This window comes from Pseudomonas sp. PA-6-3C, from assembly GCF_021605825.1.
Taxonomy (GTDB): domain Bacteria; phylum Pseudomonadota; class Gammaproteobacteria; order Pseudomonadales; family Pseudomonadaceae; genus Aquipseudomonas; species Aquipseudomonas edaphica.
In genome coordinates this window covers 238,901-262,245 of sequence record NZ_WKDV01000001.1, presented here as the reverse complement: position 1 = coordinate 262,245, position 23,345 = coordinate 238,901, and the positions used below count along the sequence as shown (strand labels likewise).

Below are 23,345 nucleotides of genomic sequence, written 5' to 3'. Positions count from 1 at the left end.
TCCGCAGACTAGCGGTAAAAGCGGCGGGTTTGTAGATCTTTGCGACATTTGCCTGAAAAAGAACTGCGACAAAAAATATCCCCGCATAAAAAAGCCCCGAACCAGTCGGGGCTTCACGCTGAGGGTGCGGCCTCAGTTAAAACAACTTAGCGAACCCCATCCTGGCGCAAGGCCGCCGGGGAGAAGTCTGCGGTGGAAGCGGTGAAACCGAAGTCATAGGCCTGCTTCTCTTCGTTCTTCATGCCCAGGGCCAGGTAGCGGCCGGACTGCAGGTCGTAGAGGGTTTCGATGGCGTACCACGGCACTTGCTTGTCGTAGTAGTTCTCGGCATGGGCTTCGGCGACGCGCCACAGTTGGCCACGACCGTCATAGTGGTCGATGACCGCCGCTTGCCAGGTGTCTTCGTCGATGAAGAAATCACGCTTGGCATAGATGTGGCGCTGGCCTTCCTTCAGGGTCGCAACCACATGCCAGACGCGGCGCAGCTCGTAGCGAGCCAGGTCCTGGTTGATGTGGCCGGCCTTGATGATGTCGGCGTACTTGAGCTTCGGATCGTCGATCTTGTAGCTGTTGGAGGCAATGTAGATTTCTTTCTTGCCTTCGAGCTTCCAGTCGTAGCGATCCGGGGCACCGTTGTACATGTCGAGGTTGTCGGAGGTACGCAGGCCATCGGCGGCGGTACCTGGCCCGTCATAGGACACTTGCGGCGCCCGGCGCACACGGCGCTGGCCGGCGTTGTAGACCCACGCCGAACGCGGCTCTTTCACCTGGTCCAGGGTTTCGTGCACCAGCAGTACACCACCGGCCAGACGCGCCGGTGCAGTCACTTGCTGCTTGAAGTAGAACAGCACGTTGCCGGGGTTTTTCGGGTCGTAGTCCTTCATCTTGTCGCGGAACACGAACTGATCGCGGAAGTACACCAGGCTGAACGAGCCGTTGGTTTGCGGCGTGGCCTGGGTTACCAGGCGGGTCACGCTGCCACCGCGATAGCGGGTGATGTGGTTCCAGATAACTTCCACGCCGCTTTTCGGAATCGGGAACGGAACCGCGGTTTCGAAGTTTTCCAGGCCGTTGCCGCCAGACACCAGGTTGGTGCTGGTGGCGTTCTTCTTGATCGAGGCAAACACCTCGGCCGGCACGGTAGCGCCGCGATGGGTCGGGTAGACCGGCATCTTGAAGGTGTCCGGGTAGCGCTTGAACATCGCGTACTGCCCCGGCGCCAGCTTGTCTTTGTACTGCTCGACGTTCTGCGCGGTGATAGTGAACTGCGGCTGTTCGCTGGCATACGGGTTGGCCAGGAAGCCACGGGCATCCACGGCGCCGGCGTTGGTAGGCAGCGGCGACCATTTAGGAATGGTGCCGGCCGCGTTACCGGCCATTTCAGCGCCCATCGGCGTCAGGGTCGTGCCCAACTTGGCGGCTTCATCCGCCGAGACTGCCGCCATGACGTTGCTCGCCAGGATCGACAGCCCAAGCACACCCACGTGCAACAGACTTTTAGTTATTTTCATGTTCTGGTTCTTCCTGAAAACAGACTGCTTAAAGAGGTTGTGCTTAGAAGTTCACGCCGGCGCTCAGCGCGATGAAGTCACGGTCATCCACGGTGGTGAACTTGCCACCAAAGAAGTTGGTGTAGTTGAGGCTGACGGTGTAGGTGTTCTGGTACTCGGCATCCACACCCAGGCTGACGGCCTTGCGACCTTCTTCAAAGTTGCCGCCAGGGCCAGGCGAATAACCTTTGACGTCATGGGACCAGGCGACGTTGGGCTTGAGGTTCACACCGGCAAACACATCCGGGTATTCCCAAATGGCCCGGGCGCGATAACCCCAGGACGTGGCGGTGGTGTAGCCGTCGTTGTTGCAATTGGTGTTCAGGCCGGACGCATTGGGCAGGCCTGCGCCGTTGGCTGTCGAATTGTTAAGCGCATTGCAGAAGCCGCCGGGTAGCGTGCCAGGGCCGAAGACCGGATCACGGCCATAACGTGCCTGGTTTTTGCTCTCCAGGCCGCCCACATGGGTCACGCCGATTTCGCCCACGGTTGTCAGGCGAGAAGCGCCCATGACCTGGTCGAAGAAGTGCGTGAAGGTGGTCTGGAACTGGGTCACTTCCTTACGGTTGTAGCCGTGCAGGTCCTGGCCCGGTGTGCCCTTGAGCACCGATGCATTGCCAAAGCCCGGAATCGGCGTGACGCCCGCGTACAGGATATCGGTGGTGCTCAGTTGCACCGGCGCGTTTGGCCGGTAGCTCAATTCACCACTCCAGGCGGTGCCGGTAGGCAGCGTGGTGGAGAAGCTCAAGCCGTAGAGGCGGATATCTTCCGGGTACTCAACAAAGTACTGGGAGCTGCCTGCCACGATCAACGGACGCAAAGCCGCCAGCGGCCCCAGCGGACGGGTGTAGGCCGAGTTTGGCGCGCCGGTGGCGCTGAAGATCGGCGCACGGCTGTGATAGTTCATGAAGTACGCACCGAACTCCGTGTCCAGCGGCTCGAAGTTGTAGTGCATGGCCACGCCGAACTGGCCGCTGTCGCGTGCATCACGGTCACCGCCGCGACGTACCAGCACACCTTCGTTGTTCACGTCCACGCCCAGGGCGTTAAGGGTGGGCAAGGCCGCGCCAGGGATGGTGGAGCGCTTGTTCAGCACCCGCAGGTTATTGCTGCAACCATCCGAGATGACGTCCGGCTGGGAGAAGAATGTGCCGCAGTTGTCGGTGACGGTCTGGTCCCACTCCAGCTGATAAAACGCTTCGGCCGAGAGGTTATCGGTCAGCGTCTGCGAGACGTAGAACATGTTGACCGGAATCAACCCTTCCTTGATCTCGGCGCCCGGACGACGGAACGCGGACACGTCGATCGGGTTGATGGAGTTGATACCGCCACCAATGAAGGTGCTTTCACCCCAGCTCACTACCTGCTTGCCAAACCGCACGTTACCCGGCTGATCGGCGATGGTGTAGTTGTGGTAGATGAAGGCATCGAGGATCTGCCCACCGGAAGACTTGGCGCCCTCTTTGCGGTTGTTGTTGCTGACGTTCTTGAAGTCCAGGTCTTCGTTTTGCAGCGCGAAGTCATACCAGTACTTGCCACGCACAAAGATGCCGGTGTCGCCATATTTCAACTCAAGGTCATGGATACCCTTGAAGATCTTCGAGAAGGAGTCACCCTTGTCGAAGTTCAAGTGGCCGTCATCGGAGGTCTGCGACAACCCCCTGCCACCGTTGTTGGCACCGATCAGGTCTTTATTGCGACCGGCAGTCGACCAGCTCGCCCCCACCGACAGGGATGAGTCGAAGCTGCCTTCGATTTCACCGATGTTGAAACTGACGCCGAATGCGGGCCCGGCGAGCGTAGAAGCGAGACTGACGGCCAGGGGCAGTCTTGCCCGGCGCCAGAACTGGTTTACTGAGGTCATCGACGCTACTCCATGTGCATTATTGTTATGGCAGTGAGTTCTTTCTTCTGGATGCATGTAACGGCCGGAATACAACGATCCCAATGCCGAACGGCAACCGGGCCCCCATGGCCCGCAGCGCAACATCCGTGAAAAACTCTGAGTGGGACTATAGCCAGCAGGGGGTAGCGCTTGATCCCTCTAAAGTGTGATTTGCATCACCAACCTGTCTGCCACAACCCTTTCGCCACGCCGACGAAGGCCGGCGCGGGAAGGATGGCTGAAAATTCTGAAATCACAAGTGAAGCCGCGAGTTAGAGCATTGCCGCGCCCGAACGGGCGCGGCGAAGGGGGTCAGAGCGTGGACAGGAACGTACTGTTGTTGGCCTGCCACTCGATGATGTCAACGCGGATACGTTTTTTGTCGAGTTTGCCGACACTGGTCTTGGGAATTTCAGTAACAACGGCGATCTGGCTTGGAATCGCCCACTTGCTCAAGTGCCCCAACTCCACGAACGGCTTGAGGTGCTCCTTAAGCTCTCGGGCACCTATCACATGGCCATCACGCACCACCAGCAACGCAAACGGGCGCTCGCCCCATTGCGGGTCGGCGATGCCCACCACCGCTACTTCGCGTACCGCCGGGTGACGGCTGACCAGATCTTCGAGGGCCAATGACGAAATCCACTCGCCGCCGGTCTTGATCACGTCCTTGATGCGGTCGCGAATATCGATCACGCCAAACGCGTCCAGGGTGGCCACGTCACCGGTGTGCATCCATCCGCCTTCCCACAGTTCGGCGCCCTTTTGCGGCTCATTGAAATAACCTTCACTGAGCCACGGCGCACGCAGCACCAGTTCACCCTGGGACTCGCCGTCGGCGGGCAAAAAGTTGCCGTCGCCGTCGATAATTGCCGCTTCCACCAACGGCCCGGGCACGCCGGCCTTGATGCGGTAGGTGGTGCGCTCGTCTTCGGTGCCGGCCATCAACTCTTCGTTGAGATGGGCGCAGGACACCAGCGGCCCGGTTTCGGACATGCCATACGCGGCCGTCAGCTGAATGCCCCGCGCCTTGGACGCTTCATACAACGTGCGGTTGAGCGCGCTGCCGCCGATGACGATTTTCCAGCCGCCAAAATCCACGTTTTGGGCGGCCTTGGCGTTGAGCACCATTTGCAGGATGGTCGGCACACAGTGGGAGAAGGTGACCTTTTCTTTGCGCCACAGCTCCACCAGGTATTCCGGGTCGTAACGGCCGGGGTAGACCTGCTTCAAACCGAGCATGGTTGCCACATACGGCAAGCCCCAGGCGTGGACGTGGAACATCGGTGTGATCGGCATGTACACGTCGTTGGTGCCCAGCAGGCGCACGCTGTCGACACTGCCCATGATGGTGGCCACTCCCATGGTGTGCAGCACCAACTGGCGATGGGTGAAGTACACACCCTTGGGGTTGCCGGTGGTGCCGGTGGTGTAGAAGGTGGTGGCGACGGAGTTTTCGTCGAAGTCCTGGAAGTCGTACTTGGGGCTGGCGGCCGCCAGCAGGGTTTCGTACTCGCCGACCAGGTTCGGCAACTCGGCAGTCTTGGCGTCAGCGTCGGTGAGCAGCAAGGTCTTGTCGACGGTGGTCAGGTGCCCGGCAATCGCCTGGTAGAGCCCCACGAACTCGCTGTTGACCAGCACAAAGCGGTCCTCGGCGTGATTCATGGTGTAGAGAATCTGTTCCGGCGACAGGCGCACGTTGATGGTGTGGATCACCGCGCCGATCATCGGGATGGCGAACATGCACTCCAGGTAACGGTGGCTGTCCCAGTCCATCACTGCCACGGTGTCACCGGCCTTGACCCCGGCTTGGGTCAGCACATTGGCCAGGCGCGCGACCCGCTCGATCAGGGTTGGGTAGGTGTAACGCAGCTTGTCGCGGTAGATGATTTCCCGGGTCTTCTCGTAACGCGCCCCGGACATCAACAGGCGTTTGATCAACAACGGGTATTGGTAAGCGCCTTCGGCGGGCGGGATAACACGGGTCTGCAACATACGAATCCCTTATCTGACTGCACGGTCTTGGCTAAGACCTGCACTGTAGAGCGCTAATGTTTCAGCCAAATCAGCCAAAGGAATGATTTGCAGCGGCCAATGAATGCTAGCTTTGCGCCACTACTGGAGCCTTATAGCGATTCCCTGTGGGAGCTGGCTTGCCTGCGATAGCGTCGCCTCGGTGCAACTGATACACCGAGGCGCCTGCATCGCGGGCAAGCCCGGCTCCCACAGTGGCCGTGTGTTACCCGTGTGGCTTTATTTCATGCTGGTAAACGCCAACTTCACACCAATGGCAATCAGCACCGCGCCCATGGTCCGATCAAACCAATGCCCCATCCGCGCAAACCCGGCGCGCACGCGCTGCTGGCTGAACAGCATGGCCACCAGGCAGAACCACAACGCCGTCGCCACTGCCAGGTACACACCGTAACCAGCCTGGATCGCCAGTGGCGTGTGCGGATTGATCACCACCGTGAACAGCGACAGGAAGAACAGCGTGGCCTTCGGGTTCAAGCCATTGGTGACGAACCCTGCGGTAAACGCCCCGCGTGGGGTGCGCTCGCCGACTTCACGGTGCAACTCGCCCTCGGCGGGCGGCTTGGCCGGCTGCGCGCGCAAAGCCTTGAAGCCGATGTACAGCAGGTACGCAGCGGCGGCCCACTTCAGCGCGTTGAACAGCACAATGGACTGCGACACGATCAAGCCGATGCCCAGCAGCGAGTACCCCACGTGCAGGAAAATCGCCGAGCCCACGCCCAGCGCAGTCCAGGTGCCGGCGCGACGGCCATGGGTAACACTTTCACGCACCACCACGGCGAAATCCGGGCCGGGGCTGGCCACTGCCAACAAGTGAATCAGGGCTACGGTCAAAAACTCGGCGACGTACATGCTCACTCCATTAAGTAACTGATTATTTCATCTGATAGGCTCGGCAGATTACGCCTTCGAACCTCGTCGCAAAAGGTACAGTTGAGAATGAACAATCGCCGCGCCGTCTTCCTTGATCACCCGTCCCTGGACCTGGGCGACCTCGACCTCAGCGAGCTGCGCAACAGCTTCAGTGATTTGCAGCTGTTCACCGACACCACGCCACAGAATGTGCTTGAACGCGTGCAAGGCGCCCAGGTGGTGATCAGTAACAAGATCCCCCTCAACGCGCAAACCCTGGCGGCCTGCCCTGAGCTCAAGCTGATCCTGGTGTCGGCCACCGGCACCAACAACATCGACCTCGACGCCGCCCGCGCACACGGCATTACCGTGAGTAATTGCCACGGCTACGGCACGCCATCGGTGGCGCAACACACGATCATGCTGCTGCTCAACCTGGCGACGCGTCTGAAGGACTATCAACAGGATGTAACGGCAGGCAAATGGCAACAGGCCAAGCAGTTCTGCCTGCTGGACTACCCGATTGTCGAGCTGGAAGGCAAAACCCTCGGCCTGCTCGGCCATGGTGAACTGGGCGGCGCGGTGGCACGCCTGGCCGAAGCTTTTGGCATGCGCGTGGTGCTCGGCGCCATTCCCGGGCGCCCTGCCCGCGCCGACCGCGTGCCGCTGGATGAGTTGCTCGCACAGGTCGACGCGCTGACCTTGCACTGCCCGCTCAATGAACACACTCGCGACTTTATCGGCACCCGTGAACTGGCACTGCTCAAGCCGGGCGCGTTTATCGTCAACACCGCGCGTGGTGGTTTGATCAACGAACAGGCGCTGGCAGATGCCTTGCGCAGCGGCCATTTGGGCGGCGCGGCCACCGACGTGCTGAGCGTGGAACCACCCGTGAATGGCAACCCGTTGCTGGCCGGCGACATTCCCCGCTTGATCGTCACCCCGCACAACGCCTGGGGCAGTCGCGAAGCGCGCCAGCGTATCGTCGGCCAACTGGCCGAAAACGCCCGAGGCTTTTTCAGCGGTGCCCCGCTGCGCGTCGTCAGTTGATAAACTGCGCCCCTTTTCAAGGAGCAGACTATGGATCCGCGCAGTGAAGTACTGCTTCGTCAGGCCGAACTTTTTCAAGGCAACCTGCTGCTGGTAGGTTTGCCCGCTGACGACTTGCTCGGCCGACTGCCCAATGCCCACGGCTGGAGCTGGCATGCCGGCGATCAGGCCGCACTGGATGCGCGCTTTCCCGAGCGCAGCCAGTTCGGCGTGAACGTGCCCGAACGCGGGTTTGATGCGGCAGTGATTTTCCTTCCAAAATCCAAAGACCTCACCGACTACCTGCTCAACGCCGTGGCCGCACGCTTGCCCGGCGCCGAGCTGTTTTTGGTCGGGGAGAAAAAGGGCGGCATCGAAAGTGCCGCCAAGCAGATGATTCCGTACGGCAAGCCGCGCAAGCTCGACAACGCGCGGCATTGCCAGCTGTGGCAAGTCACCGTGGCCAACGCCCCGCAAGCGGTCGAGCTGGAAAGCCTGGCGCAAGTCTTCGAGGTGCCGCTGGCCGAAGGGCCGCTGAAGGTGGTGAGCCTGCCCGGCGTGTTCAGCCATGGTCGCCTGGATCGCGGCACCGAGCTGCTGCTGGAGCACCTGGATAAGCTACCGAGCGGGCATCTGCTCGACTTTGGTTGCGGCGCCGGCGTGCTCGGGGCTGCGGTCAAGCGCCGTTACCCGCATAACAGCGTGACGATGCTCGATGTGGACGCCTTCGCCGCCGCCAGCAGCCGCCTGACTCTGGCGGCCAACGGTCTGGAAGCCGAGGTGTTGACCGGTGACGGTATCGACGCCGCGCCGATGGGTTTGAACGCGATTTTAAGCAACCCGCCGTTCCATGTCGGTGTACATACGGATTATTTCGCTACGGAAAACCTGCTGCGAAAAGCGGCGAAACACCTGGCAAAAGGTGGCGAACTTCGCTTGGTCGCCAACAGTTTCCTCAAGTATCAACCGCTGATCGAAGAGCACTTGGGCGTGTGTGCGATCAAGGCCGAGGGCAATGGTTTTCGCATTTACCGTGCCAAACGCGGCTGAGGGCGATTTGAAAAAGAACGCTTGCCGAATGGGTTTTGCCTAGGCAGAATCCGCTCCGTCCTAGGGGAGTAGTCTCCCACGAGCCCCACGCTCGTCCGGCATACGTCAACATACTTGGTCAACAGACCATGGCGTATGCGACCCAGGAGTCCGCACAGACGGACCGGGGTTTGACAAGACCTATGACACGCACACCTTACCCGGGGCGGGAAGGCTGTACGTGTCATAGCCGTGTCGGCCCGCCCCTGGAAACCTACCTGATGCTGGATTCATTACTCGTTCCTACCGCAATCGTTGCCTTGGCCGAAATCGGCGACAAGACGCAACTGCTCGCGCTCATCCTTGCCGCACGCTTTCGCAAACCCTGGCCGATCATCGCCGGCATTGTCGCCGCGACCCTGGCCAACCATGCGGCCGCCGGTGCCGTGGGGGCCTGGTTCGGCAGTTTCTTCTCGGATGCGGTGTTGCACTGGATCCTCGCAGCGAGCTTCTGTGCCACCGCGCTGTGGACTTTGGTGCCGGACAAACTCGACGATGACGAAGCCAGCACCACGCGCAAGTTCGGGCCGTTCCTGACCACGCTGATTGCGTTCTTCCTCGCCGAAATCGGTGACAAGACCCAAATCGCCACGGTGATGCTGGCGGCGCAGTACCCGGAGTTGTGGCTGGTGATTATCGGCACCACGCTGGGCATGCTGATTGCCAACGTGCCGGTGGTATTGGCGGGGAATTTTGCGGCGGAAAAACTGCCGCTGACTTTGATTCGTCGACTGGCGGCTACGGCGTTTTTCATCCTGGCGGTGGTGGCGGTGTACAAGGCCATGCAAAGCAGCGGCTGGATCTAAACTCGATGTAAACCTGTGGGAGCTGGCTTGCCTGCGATGGCATCACCTCGGTACACCTTACAAACCGAGTCGCCTGCATCGCGGGCAAGCCCGGCTCCCACACTGGACCGCGTTAACTCAGGACTTTTTGGCCTGCTGGTACAGCGGCATCACCTTCGGAATCGCCGCCTGCAACGAGGCGATTCGGCTGTCGGAGGCCGGGTGAGTGCTCATGAACTCCGGTGGCGCGCCTTCCGACGCCTTGGCCATCTTGTTCCACAAGGTGATCGCGGCATTCGGGTTGTAGCCGGCGCGGGCCGAAAGCTCGAGGCCGATCAGGTCGGCTTCGTTTTCATTGGCACGGCTGTTAGGCAAGGTCATACCGTAGTTGGCCACGGTATCGGCCAACGCCAGGCTGTCCTGGCCCAGGCCGAACAACGCACCAGCGCCCTGCTTGGCCATCTGGATGCCATAGGCCTTGGACATGGCCTCACGCCCGTGTTCACGCAAGGCGTGGGCGATTTCATGGCCCATCACGGCGGCCAGCTCGTCGTCGGTGAGCTTGAGCTTGTCGATCAACCCGCTGTACACGAAGATCTTGCCGCCAGGCCCGCAGTTGGCGTTCATCTCATCGCTTTTGATCAGGTTCACTTCCCACTTCCACTGCGCCGCATCCGGGCGGAAAGTCGGCGCCTGGGCGATCAGGCGGTTGGCGATGGCCTGCACGCGCTTGGCGTTGGCACTGGTCTTGTCGAGCATGCCCTTGCCGCTCGCCTCGCCCAGCGTCTGCTGGTAGGACTGGGCATACATCTGGTCGACTTCCTGGCTCGACAGCATGCTGAACATGTACTGCTTGCGCTCCACGCCAACGGCACCGCCGCTGGTGGTGTTAACCGACTGGCAACCTGCCAGCAGCATCGCTGCACTGAGTACACTTACCACCAATGACTTTTTCATGACGCTCTCCCTGAAATCCTGGCGCGTATCCTAGGCGGTCATGTGTATCTGCGCCAGATACACACGACGTGTAACCACTAACTTTCAGATACATCCCACACACCCACAGCGGCGGCGAACTGCCCGTTTGCGACATCTCGCACTATTTCGCCCGCCAAGCCTTAAGCCTCCAGTGCCCATGGCCGATACAAAAAGGCAGCCCACCTGCCCTGCGCCTGGAGCCTCCATGAAATTCAAGTCGATTCAGTTTTCTGTCGCCGCATTGACCGGGGCCATCGTGCTGAGTGTGGTCGCAGTGCTGGTGCTCTATGCAGTGTTTGCCGGTGCCCGCACCCAGGAGCTGGTGCAGGAGCGCACCCAGGCGCAATTTGAGCAGATCATCGAGCAGCGCCTCACCGCTTTGGCGCAAACCCAGGCCACGCTGATTCAGCGCGAACTGGAGGCACCACTGGTGACCGCCAAAGGCCTGGCCACCGCCAATGCCCTGCTGGCGATGAAAGACGCCAAGGGCGAACCCGCGCTGCAGGTCGGCCGCGAGCAATTGATCAACCTGCTGCATGAAACCGTGGTGCGCAACCCGAAAATCCTCGGCGCCTACATCGGCTGGGAGCCCAATGCCATCGACCATAACGACGCTGCCTACGTGAACACCGCGATTGTCGGCATGGGCACCGACGGCCGTTTCCTGCCGTGGTGGTACCGCAACGCCGATGGCAGCCTGGGCCTGGATAAGCTCGCTGACGTCAACGATCAGAAGATCCTGTCCACCGGCGTGCGCGCCAGTGAGTACTACCTGTGCTCCAAAGAGAGCAAGAAGCCCTGCGCCATTGACCCGGCGCCTTATAAAGTCGGGAATGCGATGGTGATGCTCGCCTCGTTTATCGAACCGATCATGGTCGACGGCACGTTCCAGGGCATCGTCGGCGCCGACCTGTCGGTGAACTTCATCCAGGACATGCTCACCCGCGCCGACCAGAACCTGTACAACGGCGCCGGCGAACTGGCGCTGATCTCCAGCAACGGTCGCCTGGTGGCCTATACCAAGGACGCCAGCAAGCTTGGCGAAAAAGCCAGCGACCTGCTCGACAGCAACGAACTGGCCAACCTCGGCCAGTTGAAAGTCGGCGAAGTGCGCTACGACATCGACAAGGAGCACGGGCATATCGAGCTGTTCCTGCCCTTCAACATCGGCCAGGCCGAAGCGCGCTGGACCTTGATGCTGCAACTGCCGCTGAGTGCGGTAATGGCCGACTCGCAGAAGCTGCAAAGCGACCTGCAAGCCCAGCGCAAGACCGACACCTTCGGTATGGCCATGGTCGGCCTGTTGATCGCCGGTATCGGTTTGCTGGTGATCTGGCTGGTGGGCCATGGCATCGCCCGCCCGCTCAAGCAAATGGTGGCCATGCTCAACGATATCGCCCAGGGCGAAGGCGACCTTACCCGCCGCCTCACCAGTGATCGCGCCGATGAGCTGGGCGCGATTGCCAACGGCTTTAATACCTTCCTGATCAAGTTGCAGGGCATGATCACTCAGGTCGTGAGTTCGGTGCAGAAGGTCAGCGACTCGTCGGAACACACCGCCGACATCGCGATTCGCACCAACCAGGGCGTGCATAAACAGATGGTCGAGATCGACCAGGTGGCCACCGCTGTGCACGAAATGACCGCCACTGCGCAAGACGTGGCACGCAACGCCACCCAGGCCGCGCAAGCCGCCAGCCATGCCGACCAGGCCGCAAGCCAAGGCATGCGTATTGTGCGCGACACGTCCACTTCCATCGGCGCGCTGGCTGAAGAAATCGGCAAGGCGGTCGGTGTGGTGCAAACCCTGGCCAAGGACAGCGAAAATATCAACGCGATCCTCACGGCGATTCGCGGGATTGCCGAGCAGACCAACCTGCTGGCGCTCAACGCCGCCATCGAAGCGGCCCGCGCCGGTGAGCAAGGGCGTGGCTTTGCGGTGGTGGCCGATGAGGTGCGCAACCTGGCGCAGAAAACCCAAAAAGCCACCGAAGAAATCCAGACCATGATCCAACAGCTGCAACAAGGCACGCGCGATGTGGTGCGGGTGATGGAAGACAGCCAGAACCGTACCGACGAAAGCGTGCAGCACGCGGCGAAGGCGGCCGAAGCGCTGGAGACCATTACCCAGGCGGTGTCGGTGATCAACGACATGAACACGCAAATCGCCAGCGCGGCCGAAGAGCAGAGCGCCGTGGCCGAGGACATCAATCGCAATGTGATCAATATCGGCCAGGTGGCCAATGAGGTGGCGGGTGGTGCGGATGAGTCCAGCGCAGCGAGTGCGGATTTGACCAAGTTGGCGGAGCAGCAGCGGCGGTTGATCAATCAGTTCAAGGTCTGAGGCCGCTATCGCAGCGATGCGGCGACCCGACAAGCCAGCTCCCACATTTTGATTTGTGAATACATTCAACATGTGGGAGCTGGCTTGCCTGCGATGAGGCCAGCAAAGCCAACCTCAACCTGGGGTCAGACACTCCGGCCCATTCAACTTCGGATCATTGACCATATTGGCCAACACCCGCTCGCGCAACGCCGCAGGCTCGCTGGCCAACAAGCCCTGCAACACGTGCAGCGGCGTCTCAGGATTCAGCCATGCCTCTTGCCCTGCCGCATCCAGAATCAACGGCCGCCGCTGACTCTGCGCGGCCTGAGTCACCACCGCCGTACTCAGCCACACCTGCTCCTGCACCGGATAAGCCTCCCAGATCGCCGCAAAAAACAGTGTCGAGCCTTCACCCGGCGTCAGCCAATACGGGCGTTTACGCTGGGTGCCGCGCCATTCGTAAAAACCGTTGGCTGGCAGCAGGCAACGGCGCTGGCGCAAGGCTTCGCGAAACATCGGTTGTTCGGCCAGGGTTTCGGCGCGCGCGTGGGCCGGCGTGCGCGAAAGGTCGGTGAGCCACGGTGGCGTGAGGCCCCAGCGCGCACGGGCCAGGGTGCGCTGGCCTTCGCTCAGGCGCTGGATCAGCACCGAATCATTCGGGGAGATGTTCCACTGGGCCTGCTGGTCGGCCGGGAAGCCCGGCAAGGCAGCAAAGGAAGGGTTCCAGCGAAACAGGGCATAACGTCCACACATGGGGCAACACGACTCTTGGGGTAAACCGACCGACAGCCTAACAGACCAACACGTCGGGGAAGCTGTCGGGTTCATCGCCGGGCATGGGTTGCGCGCCGTTATAGGCCGTAATCAATTCGCGGGCGTAGGCGGCCTGGTCGTTGTCGACTTCCAGGCCCAACAGGCCGAAGATCGGCAACTCGCCGGTCCCACCGAGCAAATGGCGCCCCACCAGGTGCGCCTCGATGCCTTCACTGGCAAGCATCTGTTGCAGCAGCTCGCCCTCCATCAGGTTTTCCGGTTCGTAGATTCGCTGCATGGGGTGTACCTGTTACTCGTTTTCGCTGCGCACGTTCAGCATCCATTCGTCATCATGCACCTGTAGCTCGAAAGTAATGGGCCGGCAGCACACCGGGCAATCCTCTATATATTGCTGATCGCCTCCCGACAGGTCCAGCAACGCCGTGACCACCTCTCCACAATAAGGACATTCGTACGACTCCTCTTCCATCGCGGTCTCCCAGGTGACTTGTGCGTATAATCGCCGGTCTATTTACAGGGCTATTCACGGCAGAGCCAATATTGCGGCCGCACCCTGATATTTCCTTTACTTACCCTAGCCGTTTCTAACAAGAGAGCATGATGGGCGAATTCGATACCATCCGACCTTACAACGACAGCGAAGTCCCGGCCGTGCTGGCGCGCCTGTTCAGTGACAAGGCCTTTCTGGACATCCTGACTCACTTTCGCTTCCCGCGCTTTGCCGGCGCCCTGGGCTGGCTGCTCAAGCCGATGATCGCCCGCAAACTGCGCCGTGAATTTGCCGGCGTCACCACCGTGGCCACGCTGCAGGACAAAGTCGAGTACTACGTCGATCACACCATAGATCGGGCGACCGACGGCGTGACTTATACCGGCGTCGAGCAGCTCAAGTCCGGCACCGCCTATCTGTTTCTGGCCAACCACCGCGATATCGTGATGGACCCGGCCTTCGTCAACTATGCCGTGTACCACGCCGGCCTGCCGACGCCACGCATCGCCATCGGCGACAACCTGCTGCAAAAGCCGTTTGTCAGCGACCTGATGCGCCTGAACAAGAGCTTTATCGTGCACCGCTCGATCACCGGGCGAAAGGAGAAGATGGCGGCGTATAACCTGCTGTCGGCCTATATCAACCATTCGATCCGCAACGACTGCCAGTCGATCTGGATCGCCCAGGCCGAAGGGCGGGCCAAGGACGGGGATGATCGCACCGAGTCGGCGATCCTCAAGATGTTCCACGTCAGCCGCAAGGACGAGCCGTTTGCAGAGGTGATCCAGTCGCTGAACCTGACGCCGGTGTCGATCAGCTATGAATACGACCCATGCGACAGCGCCAAGGCCCGCGAGCTTTACATCCGCGCCACCACCGGCACCTACAGCAAGGCGCCAGGTGAAGACGATGTGAGCATTGCGCTGGGCATTACCGGCTACAAGGGCCGCGTGCACGTGAACTTCGCACCGCCGATCACCGAACGCTTTGAAGACACCAAACTGTTGGCCGTAGAAATGGACCGCCAGATTCTCGGCGGTTATCGCCTGTTCCCGGTGCATTACCTGGCGTATGCGCAGTGGAGCGACGCCGACCCGCAATTGCAGGTGCCGGCGGCAGCCGAGGTGTTCCCGGCCGATGAGCTGGCCAAGGCCAAAGCGGAGTGGGAACGGCGCTTGAATGAATGCCCGGTGGAACACCGGCCGTACTTGGTGACGCAGTATGCGACGCCGGTGAGGAATCAATACCGGGTCAAGGCCGGGATTCCTCTGTAAATACCAAACCAAAATGTGGGAGCGGGCTTGCCCGCGATGGCGGCGTGTCAGAACCGAATCTATCGACTGGCACACTGCTATCGCGGGCAAGCCAGCTCCCACATTGGTCTTTCGGTGGTTTTAGAGGTGGGTGCTGAGCCAGGACACGGCCAGCGCCAGGCCGAGGCAGGCAAACCCGACGCGGTAAGCCAGGCGATGCGACCGTTCGGTACGCACATCCAGAAACAACATCGGTTGGTCGATCGCGCGGTCTTCGCTTTGGGCGGTCAGGTCGGCCAGCGCTCGCTGCTCGCGCAGGCGGGTAATGAACAGCAGCGCTGCACCCGGGCAGGCCACCAATAAAGCCACAGCATTGATCAGCAGTGCGGGCAGCGCCATCGCAAACCTCGGTAGACGAGTGTCTTGGTATCAATTCAGATACAAACCTGAATGATATTGGCCTCCTGCCGCTGAAACGTTCCGTCCCCCATGTACGGTTAATGTATCCAGTAATTTACAGCGTCACCTGAACGTCACCTTAACAAGCCACTCTGTTGCCCTTCGAACGCTTGGGAGCTTGTCATGCTGCACGCACAAAACCAGGATCGGCTGTACCTGATGGCCCAGAACGATGAACAGGAAGCGCTGGTCGGCGGCCTCGCATTCAACGTCCAGGACCGCCACTGGCTGGTGTATTGCGCGCTCGGCGGGCACCAGCATGCCGACCTGCCGGAGCTGGACCTGCTCACTGGCGTGAGTGTGCTGGACTTTTATGTCGAAACGGCTGCATGAAGGCTACAGGCATAAAAAAACCGGGCTCATTGCTGAGCCCGGCGATGGGGGCGTTGCGCGCCCGCCTGACGGTTACTGCGCGTTGAGAAGCGAACCGATGCTCGGGTCTTTGAACAAGCGCGTCAGGGCATCACTCAACACGTCGCTGACCAGCTTGGTGTTGGTTTCCTGGTTCGGCGACATACCGAAGCGCTGGTTCAGGGACGCGCCGTAGCGGCCACTGTAGCGGCGTGTGCCGGCACTGACGTCGGACTTGAAGGTCGCGCCGATGGAGGCTTCCGTCACATACAGGCCTTCTTTGGGCGACTGGTACTTCAGCTCAGCCAGGGTGATGGTCAACTGCGGCGCGCCCGGCGAGTTGGCCGGGGTGAAGCCCAGCAGGCGCACGGCGGCTTCAGCCTGGGCTTGCAGCTTGGGCAGCACGTCCTGGCCTTGTACAGAAATCAGCGCGGTCTCAGGGTACAGACCACCACGGGAACCCAGGGTTGGCGAAGGACGACCATCTACCACGCGCACCGATACCGGCTGGCCGTGGCCGACAGGCGCCAGTTGCGCCGTGACTTTAGGTTGCGGGCTGAGTTGTTGCGGGCTGTTGGCGCAGCCAACCAGGGTCAAACTGGTCACAGTGATCAAACCGAACAACAGGCGTTGCAACATACTCATTTCTCCAGGACTAGGTGCAAACAGGCCGCCAGTATAACGGCGCATGTGGGCCACTCACCAGCCATCCTGAACGGCAGCTGAAGGCGGGCTGAAATTACAATTTCGCATAATTTCGTCACTCCACTGTCATGGCACACTGGCAACCTTCAAGCATGTAACGTAACAGGTACAAAGCCATGCGCCTTCTTAAATCATTGTTCATGTCCCACCCCCGCCATCGCCACTACGCACGGCTCGATGCCAATGGCCATTGCGTGGCGTTCAAGCAGTGCAGCCTGCCACCCGTGGGCGAGGGCTGGGTGGAAGTCACGGAGACACATCTGGGCTGGATGCACCGCCCACTGCCAATGAACGCCCGAATCAGCCCACGGGTTGCCCACACGCACTCGCGGCACGCACTGGCTTCCTGAACGCCCTAATAAAAGTCACAAAACACGCCCATTTCCCTGGCGTTCTTCGCTACAATCTCCCCCCGATTATAAGGACGTCTCCTGATCGGGCCTCGCAGCATCGTTAATGCCTCGGTATTAACCCCCCAATCGCCCACAGAGAGCCGCCCACACAGATCGAGTGAAGCTGGCGCGCTTGCTGTTTTCTTTGCAAACCACCCCTCTTTACCGAATCTGCCAGAGCTGCCATTGCGCTCGGCCACTTGAGTTGTTTGCCCGTCTTGCCGCGTGTCGGCAGGGGTTTACGGGCCAGGTGCCAGGCTGGGGCAGCCCTTTTTTGAGGTTCACGTCTTCAAAAGAGCGTGAAAAAAACGGGTTTTCACAACTTCACAAGAGTGTGGCGAGCAAATGAATAGTTTGGCGTTTGTACAAGCACCATCAGCGTCTGGAACAGCCCAACCACACAGGACCGAGTACTCCTCAAACACCGGAGCTTGAGCCTGTCCGCTACGGTTTGATTGCACAAATCGCACGCTTTGACCATAAGTCGAATTGCCACAGGCGCCCATGAATGCGTTCATAGGCAGATTAGCCTGGCAGGAAGCGTGTGCTGAAGTTGCAAAGAATTGCGAAACGGACATGGCGATCCTGGCCATGGGTAACCTGGGGCAACACGTGAACCGCCCCGTCACTCCTGGCAGCCATGCCGTCAATTTGGTGCTGCAGATTTTGGAGACGCGTTAAATGGCGCATAACGAAGCAGTCGACGTAGTACTGGTAGGGGCCGGCATCATGAGTGCCACCCTGGCCGTATTGCTCAAAGAGCTCGACCCCGGCCTCAAGCTGGAAGTCGTTGAGCTGATGGATTCGGGTGCCGCGGAGAGTTCCAACCCGTGGAACAACGCCGGCACCGGCCACGCCGGGCTGTGTGAGCTGAACTACACGCCGCAGGCTGGCGACGGCTCCATCGACATCAAGAAAGCCGTGCACATCAACACCCAGTTCGAGGTGTCGAAGCAGTTCTGGGCGTACCTGACCAAAAAGGGCACCTTTGGCTCGTCCAAGTCCTTTATCAGCCCGGTGCCGCACCTGAGCTTCGTGCAAGGCGACAAAGGCGTGTCTTTCCTCAAGAAACGCTTTGAAACCCTCAGCCAGCACCATGCGTTCTCGGACATGCATTACACCGAAGACCGCAATGAGATGGCCGAGTGGATGCCGCTGATGATGCCGGGCCGCCCGCTCGACGAAAAAATCGCGGCCACCCGCGTGATGAACGGCACCGACGTCAATTTCGGCGCCCTGACCAACCAACTGCTGTCGCACCTGACCAGCGCACCGGATGCCCAGGTCAAGTACAGCAAGCGCGTTACCGGCCTCAAGCGCAATGGCGCGGGCTGGACCGTGAGCATCAAGGACGTCAACAGCGGCAACACCCGCGAAGTCGACGCCAAGTTCGTGTTCCTCGGCGCCGGTGGCGCGGCCCTGCCGCTGCTGCAAGCTTCGGGCATCGAAGAAAGCAAAGGCTTCGGCGGCTTCCCGGTCAGTGGCCAGTGGCTGCGTTGCGACAACCCGGAAGTGGTCAAGCACCACCAGGCCAAGGTCTACAGCCAGGCCGCCGTGGGCTCGCCGCCGATGTCCGTGCCGCACCTGGACACCCGCGTGGTCGATGGCCAGAAATCCCTGCTGTTCGGGCCATACGCCGGCTTCACCACCAAGTTCCTCAAGCACGGCTCGTTCCTCGACCTGCCGCTGTCGGTTCGCGCCGGCAATATCGGCCCGATGCTGGCGGTCGCTCGCGACAACATGGACCTGACCAAATACCTGGTCAGCGAAGTGATGCAGTCCATGGAGCAGCGCCTGGAATCACTGCGCCGCTTCTACCCGCAAGCCAAAGCCGAAGACTGGCGCCTGGAAGTGGCCGGCCAACGGGTGCAGATCATCAAGAAAGACCCGAAAAAAGGCGGCGTGCTGCAATTTGGCACCGAGCTGGTCGCGGCCAAAGACGGCTCGCTGGCGGCCCTGCTGGGCGCGTCCCCAGGCGCTTCGGTGACGGTTTCGATCATGCTGGAACTGATCGAGCGCTGCTTCCCGGCCAAGGCTGCTGGTGAGTGGGCGGCCAAGCTGCACGAGATCTTCCCGGCGAGGGAAAAAGTGCTGGAGACGGACGCTGAGCTGTATCGCAAGATCAATGCGCAGAACAACATCAGCCTGGAGCTGGTTGCGCAAAGCAACGAGGCTGAAAGCTTCGCTTGAGGTCTTGACGCGGAGCGTCAGTGGAGGCATTCCCACGCGGAGCGTGGGAACGATCAAACGCCCTTCGGGGCGTTTTTTTGTGGCCGGGATAATCAGCCGCGAGCGTTTTCGATCAGCTCGATGTACTCAGGCGCGTTGCGCTGGTCCTTGATCAGCTCGACGAAGGTCTTGCCGTGCTCGTCCTTACCATCCAGGTCCAGGCCAGCTTCCTTGAAAAAGCCCAGGAAGCGCTCGAAGTCGTCGATACGCAGGCCACGGTAGGCCTTGATCAGCTTGTGCAGGGACGGTGAAGTCGCGTCGACTGGCTCAAAATCCAGGAACAACTTGATCTGGTCGTCGCCGATCTCGTCACCAATCACCTGTTTCTTATCTTTACGCATTACCGACTCCAGCCTGCAGACATTTACACGGGATTGGGAGTCTACCTGCCAGACACCACCTTCGAAAACAACCAAACACTCATGTGGGAGCCGGCTTGCCTGCGATAGCGGTGCATCAGTGACAGTTGGGCCAACTGACCCGCCGCCATCGCAGGCAAGCCAGCTCCCACATTGACTGCATTCGGCTTAATTACTTTGCGCGTACGGCCCCTGTGTGCAGATCCGCCCAGATATGCCCATTGGCATAACTGAGGAACTGCACATACACCGTGTCATTGCGCAGCAGGTCGACAATCACTCGATATTGCGCCATTGGGTAAGACAGGGTCAGGGTTTTGCTGGCGTCATCGAACATCGGCTTTTTCAGGCTTTTGCTTTCGGCATCAAAATTGAGCACCACCTGACTGATCGTCGCGCCCTTGTTCAGGGATTTCCCCTTGAGGCGGATCATCAACGGCGAGGTCACCGGAATTGGCTGTTGCGTCGACTGCCGCTGGCTACCCACCACCACCGCATACTCGGTAACTTGCAGCAGTTGCTGCTGGTCGGGCGTTTGCGCACGCAGGGTCAGGTCATCGGGCGGCAGGAACTGGCTGTGCATCGGCGCGGGCGCGGCAGCCAGTGGCAAACTGAGAGTCAACGCCAGGGCGGCGCAGGTGCGTGTTAACAGGCTCATGGGCCGCTCCGTAGAAGAAGGCCGAGCACTGTAGCTCAATCGAACTGGGCGAGCATCCAGCGTTGATACTCGGCCACACCGGAATCGCCTTCGCGGGGCGCCCAGTCGGGTGACTCGCCCTCGCCTATCGGGCGATACGGCCCGGCCTTGCATTCAAACATCACACTGTCAGGCTCCAGCACCACCAGGCCATGAAACACGCCTGGCGGCAGATCGACGCCTGCACACTCACCGCCCGCCTGCAGAATGCGCTTGGCAATCACCTCGCCGGTATCGCTGAACACCAGTAAGCCGAGGCTGCCCTTGAGCACCAACAGGGTTTCCGCCTTGTCGGCACGCAGGTGCCGATGCGGCGGCACATAGGTGTCGGGTTGCAGGCCAACGGCCAGGCGATGGCAGGGCTCTTCCATCTGATGGAGGTTGTGATGGTGCCGGCCGCGAGGGCTGGCGGCGGCTTTCTCGGCCAATTGCGCGAACAGCGTCTGATCAAGAAAGCGCACCATGGTTTACATCCCTTTAACCGCGTAGATGCCATTGGCGTTACGCCAGTAGCCTTTGTAGTCCATGCCGTAGCCGAAGATGTAGCGGTCAATGCACGGCAGGCCGACGTAATCGGCTTTGAGGTCCGGACGGGCTTTGCGGTCGTGGTCTTTGTCGATCAGTACGGCGGTGTGCACTTTGCGCGCGCCGGCATGTTTGCAGAAGTCGATGATCGCGCCCAGGGTGTGACCTTCATCGAGGATGTCGTCGATGATCAGCACGTCGCGGTCGATGAACGACACTTCCGGCTTGGCTTTCCAGAACAGGTCGCCGCCGCTGGTCTCGTTGCGATAACGGGTGGCGTGCAGGTAGGAGGCTTCCAGCGGGAATTGCAGATGAGTCAGCAATTTGCCGGCGAAAATCAGGCCGCCGTTCATCACGCAGAAGACCACCGGGTTGGTGTCGGCCATTTCGCGGCTGATGTGTGCGCCGACCTTGGCGATCGCTTCTTCGACTTGCGCTTCGGTGTACAGGCAGTCAGCCTCGCGCATGATTTGACGGATATGCTCGAGATCAGCGGACATGGCGCTCTCCAAGGGGGTGCTGTGGCAAGAAAAGCGGGCAAAGGTACGCATGTGAGGCGCAACGATCAAGCCTTAATGGACTAACGTACTAGATGTCTATAGGACAACACCCTCGGATAGATTAATCTAGGCCGGTTTTTTTGCCCGCCGCCGGAGCCTTTCCCATGCCCACTCGCGAGATCCGCCACCCGCTGATCCGACACAAACTCGGCCTTATGCGCCGTGCCGACATTAGCACGAAGAATTTCCGTGAGCTTGCTCAGGAAGTCGGAGCGCTGCTGACTTACGAAGCGACCAAGGATTTGCCGCTGGAAACCTACGAGATCCCCGGTTGGGCCGGTCCCGTACAAGTAGAGAAAATCGCCGGTAAGAAAATCACCGTGGTGCCTATCCTGCGCGCCGGTATCGGCATGCTCGAAGGCGTGCTCAGCCTGATCCCGGGCGCCAAAGTCAGCGCCGTGGGCGTGGCTCGCAATGAAGAAACCTTGCAGGCGCACACCTACCTGGAAAAACTCGTCCCGGAAATCAACGAACGCCTGGCAATGATCATCGACCCGATGCTCGCCACCGGCAGTTCCATGGTTGCCACCATCGACCTGCTGAAAAAAGCCGGTTGCAAGGACATCCGCGCCATGGTGCTGGTGGCTGCCCCCGAAGGCATCGCTGCCGTCGAAAAGGCTCACCCGGACGTGCAGATCTACACCGCCTCCATCGACGAGCGCTTGAACGAACACGGCTACATCATCCCAGGCCTGGGCGATGCCGGTGACAAGATCTTCGGCACCAAGCAGAAGGACGCGTGAGCATGCAGGATGAATTCAACGACCCGCTTTGGCGCCAGATCCTGTCTGGCGCACAAATGCTGTTTGTAGCATTTGGCGCGCTGGTGTTGATGCCACTGATCACAGGTCTTGATCCAAACGTCGCACTGTTCACCGCAGGCCTGGGCACGCTGCTGTTCCAGGTGGTGACAGGGCGGCAGGTGCCGGTATTCCTGGCATCGAGCTTTGCGTTTATCACCCCGATCATTCTCGCCAAAGGCCAGTTCGGCCTCGCGGCGACCATGGGCGGGGTGATGGCGGCCGGTTTCGTTTATACCTTCCTGGGCCTGGCTGTTAAGGTCAAAGGCACGGGCTTCATCGACCGCCTGCTGCCGCCGGTGGTGATTGGCCCGGTGATCATTTCCATCGGTCTGGCCATGGCGCCGATTGCCGCCAATATGGCAATGGGCAAAGCCGGCGATGGCAGCGAGCTGATCCATTACCAGACGGCGATGCTGATTTCGATGCCGGCGCTGCTGACCACCTTGATCGTCGCGGTATTCGGCAAAGGCATTTTCCGCCTGGTGCCGATTATCTCCGGCGTGCTGGTCGGCTTTGCCATGTCGTTCTACTTTGGTGTGGTCGACACGGCGAAGATCGCCGCCGCGCCGTGGTTCGCCCTGCCCCATTTCACCGCGCCGGAGTTCAACTGGCAGGCCATCCTGTTTATCGTCCCGGTGGCCCTGGCCCCGGCGATCGAGCATATCGGCGGTGTGATTGCGGTGGGCAGCGTGACCGGTCGCGATTACCTGAAGAAGCCCGGCCTGCACCGCACCCTGCTGGGTGACGGGATTGCCACCACCGCTGCCGGCCTGTTCGGCGGCCCGCCAAACACCACTTACGCCGAAGTGACGGGCGCAGTGATGCTGACCAAGAACTACAACCCGAAAATCATGACCTGGGCGGCAGTGTTTGCCATCAGCCTGGCGTTTATCGGCAAGTTCGGCGCGTTGCTGCAAAGCATCCCGGTACCGGTGATGGGCGGGATTCTGTGCCTGCTGTTCGGCTCGATTGCGGCGGTTGGCATGAACACGTTGATCCGCCACAAGATCGACCTGGGTGAGGCGCGCAATCTGGTGATTGTGTCGGTGACTTTGGTGTTCGGGATTGGCGGTGTGCTGGTCGGCACCGGCACTGGCCCGGATGATTTCGGCCTCAAGGGCATCGCCCTGTGTGCGGTGGTAGCGATTGGTTTGAACCTGCTGCTGCCGGGCAATGATGGCTGGAAGAACAAGAAGCCGGATGAGCCGTTGATCTAACTG

24 protein-coding genes, 1 pseudogene and 1 riboswitch are annotated in these 23,345 nt (G+C 60.4%); of the genes and pseudogenes, 11 read left to right on the top strand and 14 right to left on the bottom strand.

The annotated features are described in order from the left end of the window. Window positions 1-146: 146 nt before the first annotated feature. The 4 genes from GIW48_RS01300 to GIW48_RS01285 all read right to left on the bottom strand — a co-directional run bounded on the left by GIW48_RS01300 (window position 147) and on the right by GIW48_RS01285 (window position 6,321). Complete coding sequence (locus GIW48_RS01300; protein ID WP_200430823.1) at window positions 147-1,511, bottom strand: DUF1329 domain-containing protein; 1,365 nt, start codon at window positions 1,509-1,511, stop codon at window positions 147-149. Window positions 1,512-1,554: 43 nt separating this feature from the next. Beyond that, window positions 1,555-3,414, bottom strand: a complete 1,860-nt coding sequence (locus GIW48_RS01295; protein WP_017138205.1) for a DUF1302 domain-containing protein — start codon at window positions 3,412-3,414, stop codon at window positions 1,555-1,557. Window positions 3,415-3,747: 333 nt separating this feature from the next. Beyond that, window positions 3,748-5,430, bottom strand: coding sequence for a fatty acid--CoA ligase (locus GIW48_RS01290; RefSeq protein WP_017138206.1), 1,683 nt, complete (start codon window positions 5,428-5,430; stop codon window positions 3,748-3,750). A gap of 258 nt (window positions 5,431-5,688) precedes the next feature. After that, on the bottom strand, window positions 5,689-6,321 hold the full coding sequence (locus GIW48_RS01285; protein ID WP_056859000.1) for a LysE family translocator: 633 nt from the start codon (window positions 6,319-6,321) through the stop codon (window positions 5,689-5,691). An 87-nt stretch (window positions 6,322-6,408) separates the two neighbouring features. Here GIW48_RS01285 and GIW48_RS01280 point away from each other — a divergent pair, with 87 nt between their 5' ends. The 3 genes from GIW48_RS01280 (at window position 6,409) to GIW48_RS01270 (ending at window position 9,245) form a co-directional block, all read left to right on the top strand. Further along, window positions 6,409-7,371: a 2-hydroxyacid dehydrogenase gene (locus tag GIW48_RS01280; RefSeq protein ID WP_138449571.1), complete on the top strand. Its 963-nt coding sequence runs from the start codon at window positions 6,409-6,411 to the stop codon at window positions 7,369-7,371. Window positions 7,372-7,401: 30 nt separating this feature from the next. Next, window positions 7,402-8,400: a class I SAM-dependent methyltransferase gene (locus GIW48_RS01275; RefSeq protein WP_017138209.1), complete on the top strand. Its 999-nt coding sequence runs from the start codon at window positions 7,402-7,404 to the stop codon at window positions 8,398-8,400. Between the two features lie 50 nt (window positions 8,401-8,450). Further along, window positions 8,451-8,572: riboswitch (yybP-ykoY riboswitch) on the top strand. 88 nt (window positions 8,573-8,660) lie between these two features. Beyond that, window positions 8,661-9,245 carry a TMEM165/GDT1 family protein gene (locus GIW48_RS01270; protein ID WP_101266603.1) on the top strand — a complete coding sequence of 195 codons (585 nt, stop codon included), beginning with the start codon at window positions 8,661-8,663 and terminating at the stop codon, window positions 9,243-9,245. A 117-nt stretch (window positions 9,246-9,362) separates the two neighbouring features. Here GIW48_RS01270 and GIW48_RS01265 read toward each other — a convergent pair whose 3' ends face one another. Continuing rightward, entirely contained in the window at window positions 9,363-10,181 is an 819-nt protein-coding gene (locus tag GIW48_RS01265) for a M48 family metallopeptidase (RefSeq protein WP_236460313.1), read from the bottom strand. A gap of 40 nt (window positions 10,182-10,221) precedes the next feature. On the opposite strand from GIW48_RS01265, the pseudogene GIW48_RS29820 reads away from it, so the two are divergent. Continuing rightward, a pseudogene (locus GIW48_RS29820) lies at window positions 10,222-11,688 on the top strand (HAMP domain-containing protein); the annotation flags it as partial. Window positions 11,689-11,703: 15 nt separating this feature from the next. Continuing rightward, window positions 11,704-12,546 carry a methyl-accepting chemotaxis protein gene (locus GIW48_RS29815; RefSeq protein WP_371262124.1) on the top strand — a complete coding sequence of 281 codons (843 nt, stop codon included), beginning with the start codon at window positions 11,704-11,706 and terminating at the stop codon, window positions 12,544-12,546. A 114-nt stretch (window positions 12,547-12,660) separates the two neighbouring features. Here GIW48_RS29815 and GIW48_RS01255 read toward each other — a convergent pair whose 3' ends face one another. From GIW48_RS01255 to GIW48_RS01245, 3 genes are read right to left on the bottom strand one after another with little or no spacing between them, the layout of a single operon-like run. Next, window positions 12,661-13,281, bottom strand: a complete 621-nt coding sequence (locus GIW48_RS01255; protein WP_056859005.1) for an SOS response-associated peptidase — start codon at window positions 13,279-13,281, stop codon at window positions 12,661-12,663. Window positions 13,282-13,318: 37 nt separating this feature from the next. Continuing rightward, window positions 13,319-13,579: a putative signal transducing protein gene (locus tag GIW48_RS01250; RefSeq protein WP_017138212.1), complete on the bottom strand. Its 261-nt coding sequence runs from the start codon at window positions 13,577-13,579 to the stop codon at window positions 13,319-13,321. A 12-nt stretch (window positions 13,580-13,591) separates the two neighbouring features. Then, the gene (locus GIW48_RS01245; protein WP_017138213.1) at window positions 13,592-13,771 is read right to left on the bottom strand and encodes a CPXCG motif-containing cysteine-rich protein; all 180 of its coding nucleotides are present in this window, start codon (window positions 13,769-13,771) and stop codon (window positions 13,592-13,594) included. A gap of 131 nt (window positions 13,772-13,902) precedes the next feature. On the opposite strand from GIW48_RS01245, the gene GIW48_RS01240 reads away from it, so the two are divergent. Further along, entirely contained in the window at window positions 13,903-15,066 is a 1,164-nt protein-coding gene (locus GIW48_RS01240) for a 1-acyl-sn-glycerol-3-phosphate acyltransferase (protein WP_026013785.1), read from the top strand. A gap of 120 nt (window positions 15,067-15,186) precedes the next feature. On the opposite strand, the gene GIW48_RS01235 is transcribed toward GIW48_RS01240, so the two are convergent. After that, window positions 15,187-15,444, bottom strand: a complete 258-nt coding sequence (locus GIW48_RS01235) for a hypothetical protein (RefSeq protein WP_017138215.1) — start codon at window positions 15,442-15,444, stop codon at window positions 15,187-15,189. Window positions 15,445-15,627: 183 nt separating this feature from the next. Between GIW48_RS01235 and GIW48_RS01230 the strand changes: the two genes are divergently transcribed. Then, window positions 15,628-15,837, top strand: coding sequence for a hypothetical protein (locus GIW48_RS01230; protein ID WP_056859008.1), 210 nt, complete (start codon window positions 15,628-15,630; stop codon window positions 15,835-15,837). Between the two features lie 72 nt (window positions 15,838-15,909). Here GIW48_RS01230 and GIW48_RS01225 read toward each other — a convergent pair whose 3' ends face one another. After that, window positions 15,910-16,494 carry a YajG family lipoprotein gene (locus GIW48_RS01225; protein ID WP_017138217.1) on the bottom strand — a complete coding sequence of 195 codons (585 nt, stop codon included), beginning with the start codon at window positions 16,492-16,494 and terminating at the stop codon, window positions 15,910-15,912. Between the two features lie 182 nt (window positions 16,495-16,676). Here GIW48_RS01225 and GIW48_RS01220 point away from each other — a divergent pair, with 182 nt between their 5' ends. Then, window positions 16,677-16,910 (top strand): hypothetical protein, encoded by a 234-nt coding sequence (locus GIW48_RS01220; protein ID WP_017138218.1) that lies wholly within the window; start codon window positions 16,677-16,679, stop codon window positions 16,908-16,910. Between the two features lie 723 nt (window positions 16,911-17,633). Beyond that, window positions 17,634-19,142, top strand: a complete 1,509-nt coding sequence (gene mqo / locus GIW48_RS01215) for a malate dehydrogenase (quinone) (RefSeq protein ID WP_138451634.1) — start codon at window positions 17,634-17,636, stop codon at window positions 19,140-19,142. 92 nt (window positions 19,143-19,234) lie between these two features. Here the strand turns inward: mqo and GIW48_RS01210 are convergent, their stop codons facing one another. The 4 genes from GIW48_RS01210 to GIW48_RS01195 all read right to left on the bottom strand — a co-directional run bounded on the left by GIW48_RS01210 (window position 19,235) and on the right by GIW48_RS01195 (window position 21,262). Beyond that, on the bottom strand, window positions 19,235-19,522 hold the full coding sequence (locus GIW48_RS01210; protein ID WP_017138220.1) for a PA4642 family protein: 288 nt from the start codon (window positions 19,520-19,522) through the stop codon (window positions 19,235-19,237). 190 nt (window positions 19,523-19,712) lie between these two features. Beyond that, window positions 19,713-20,198, bottom strand: coding sequence for a hypothetical protein (locus tag GIW48_RS01205; RefSeq protein ID WP_138451632.1), 486 nt, complete (start codon window positions 20,196-20,198; stop codon window positions 19,713-19,715). Between the two features lie 35 nt (window positions 20,199-20,233). After that, the gene (locus tag GIW48_RS01200) at window positions 20,234-20,701 is read right to left on the bottom strand and encodes a WbuC family cupin fold metalloprotein (protein WP_138451630.1); all 468 of its coding nucleotides are present in this window, start codon (window positions 20,699-20,701) and stop codon (window positions 20,234-20,236) included. A gap of 3 nt (window positions 20,702-20,704) precedes the next feature. After that, window positions 20,705-21,262 carry a hypoxanthine-guanine phosphoribosyltransferase gene (locus GIW48_RS01195; RefSeq protein WP_003216150.1) on the bottom strand — a complete coding sequence of 186 codons (558 nt, stop codon included), beginning with the start codon at window positions 21,260-21,262 and terminating at the stop codon, window positions 20,705-20,707. 164 nt (window positions 21,263-21,426) lie between these two features. On the opposite strand from GIW48_RS01195, the gene upp reads away from it, so the two are divergent. Together upp and GIW48_RS01185 are read left to right on the top strand one after the other, a co-directional pair. Continuing rightward, window positions 21,427-22,065 carry a uracil phosphoribosyltransferase gene (gene upp, locus GIW48_RS01190; protein ID WP_017138223.1) on the top strand — a complete coding sequence of 213 codons (639 nt, stop codon included), beginning with the start codon at window positions 21,427-21,429 and terminating at the stop codon, window positions 22,063-22,065. Window positions 22,066-22,067: 2 nt separating this feature from the next. Then, window positions 22,068-23,342 carry a uracil-xanthine permease family protein gene (locus GIW48_RS01185; RefSeq protein ID WP_017138224.1) on the top strand — a complete coding sequence of 425 codons (1,275 nt, stop codon included), beginning with the start codon at window positions 22,068-22,070 and terminating at the stop codon, window positions 23,340-23,342. Window positions 23,343-23,345: the final 3 nt, after the last annotated feature.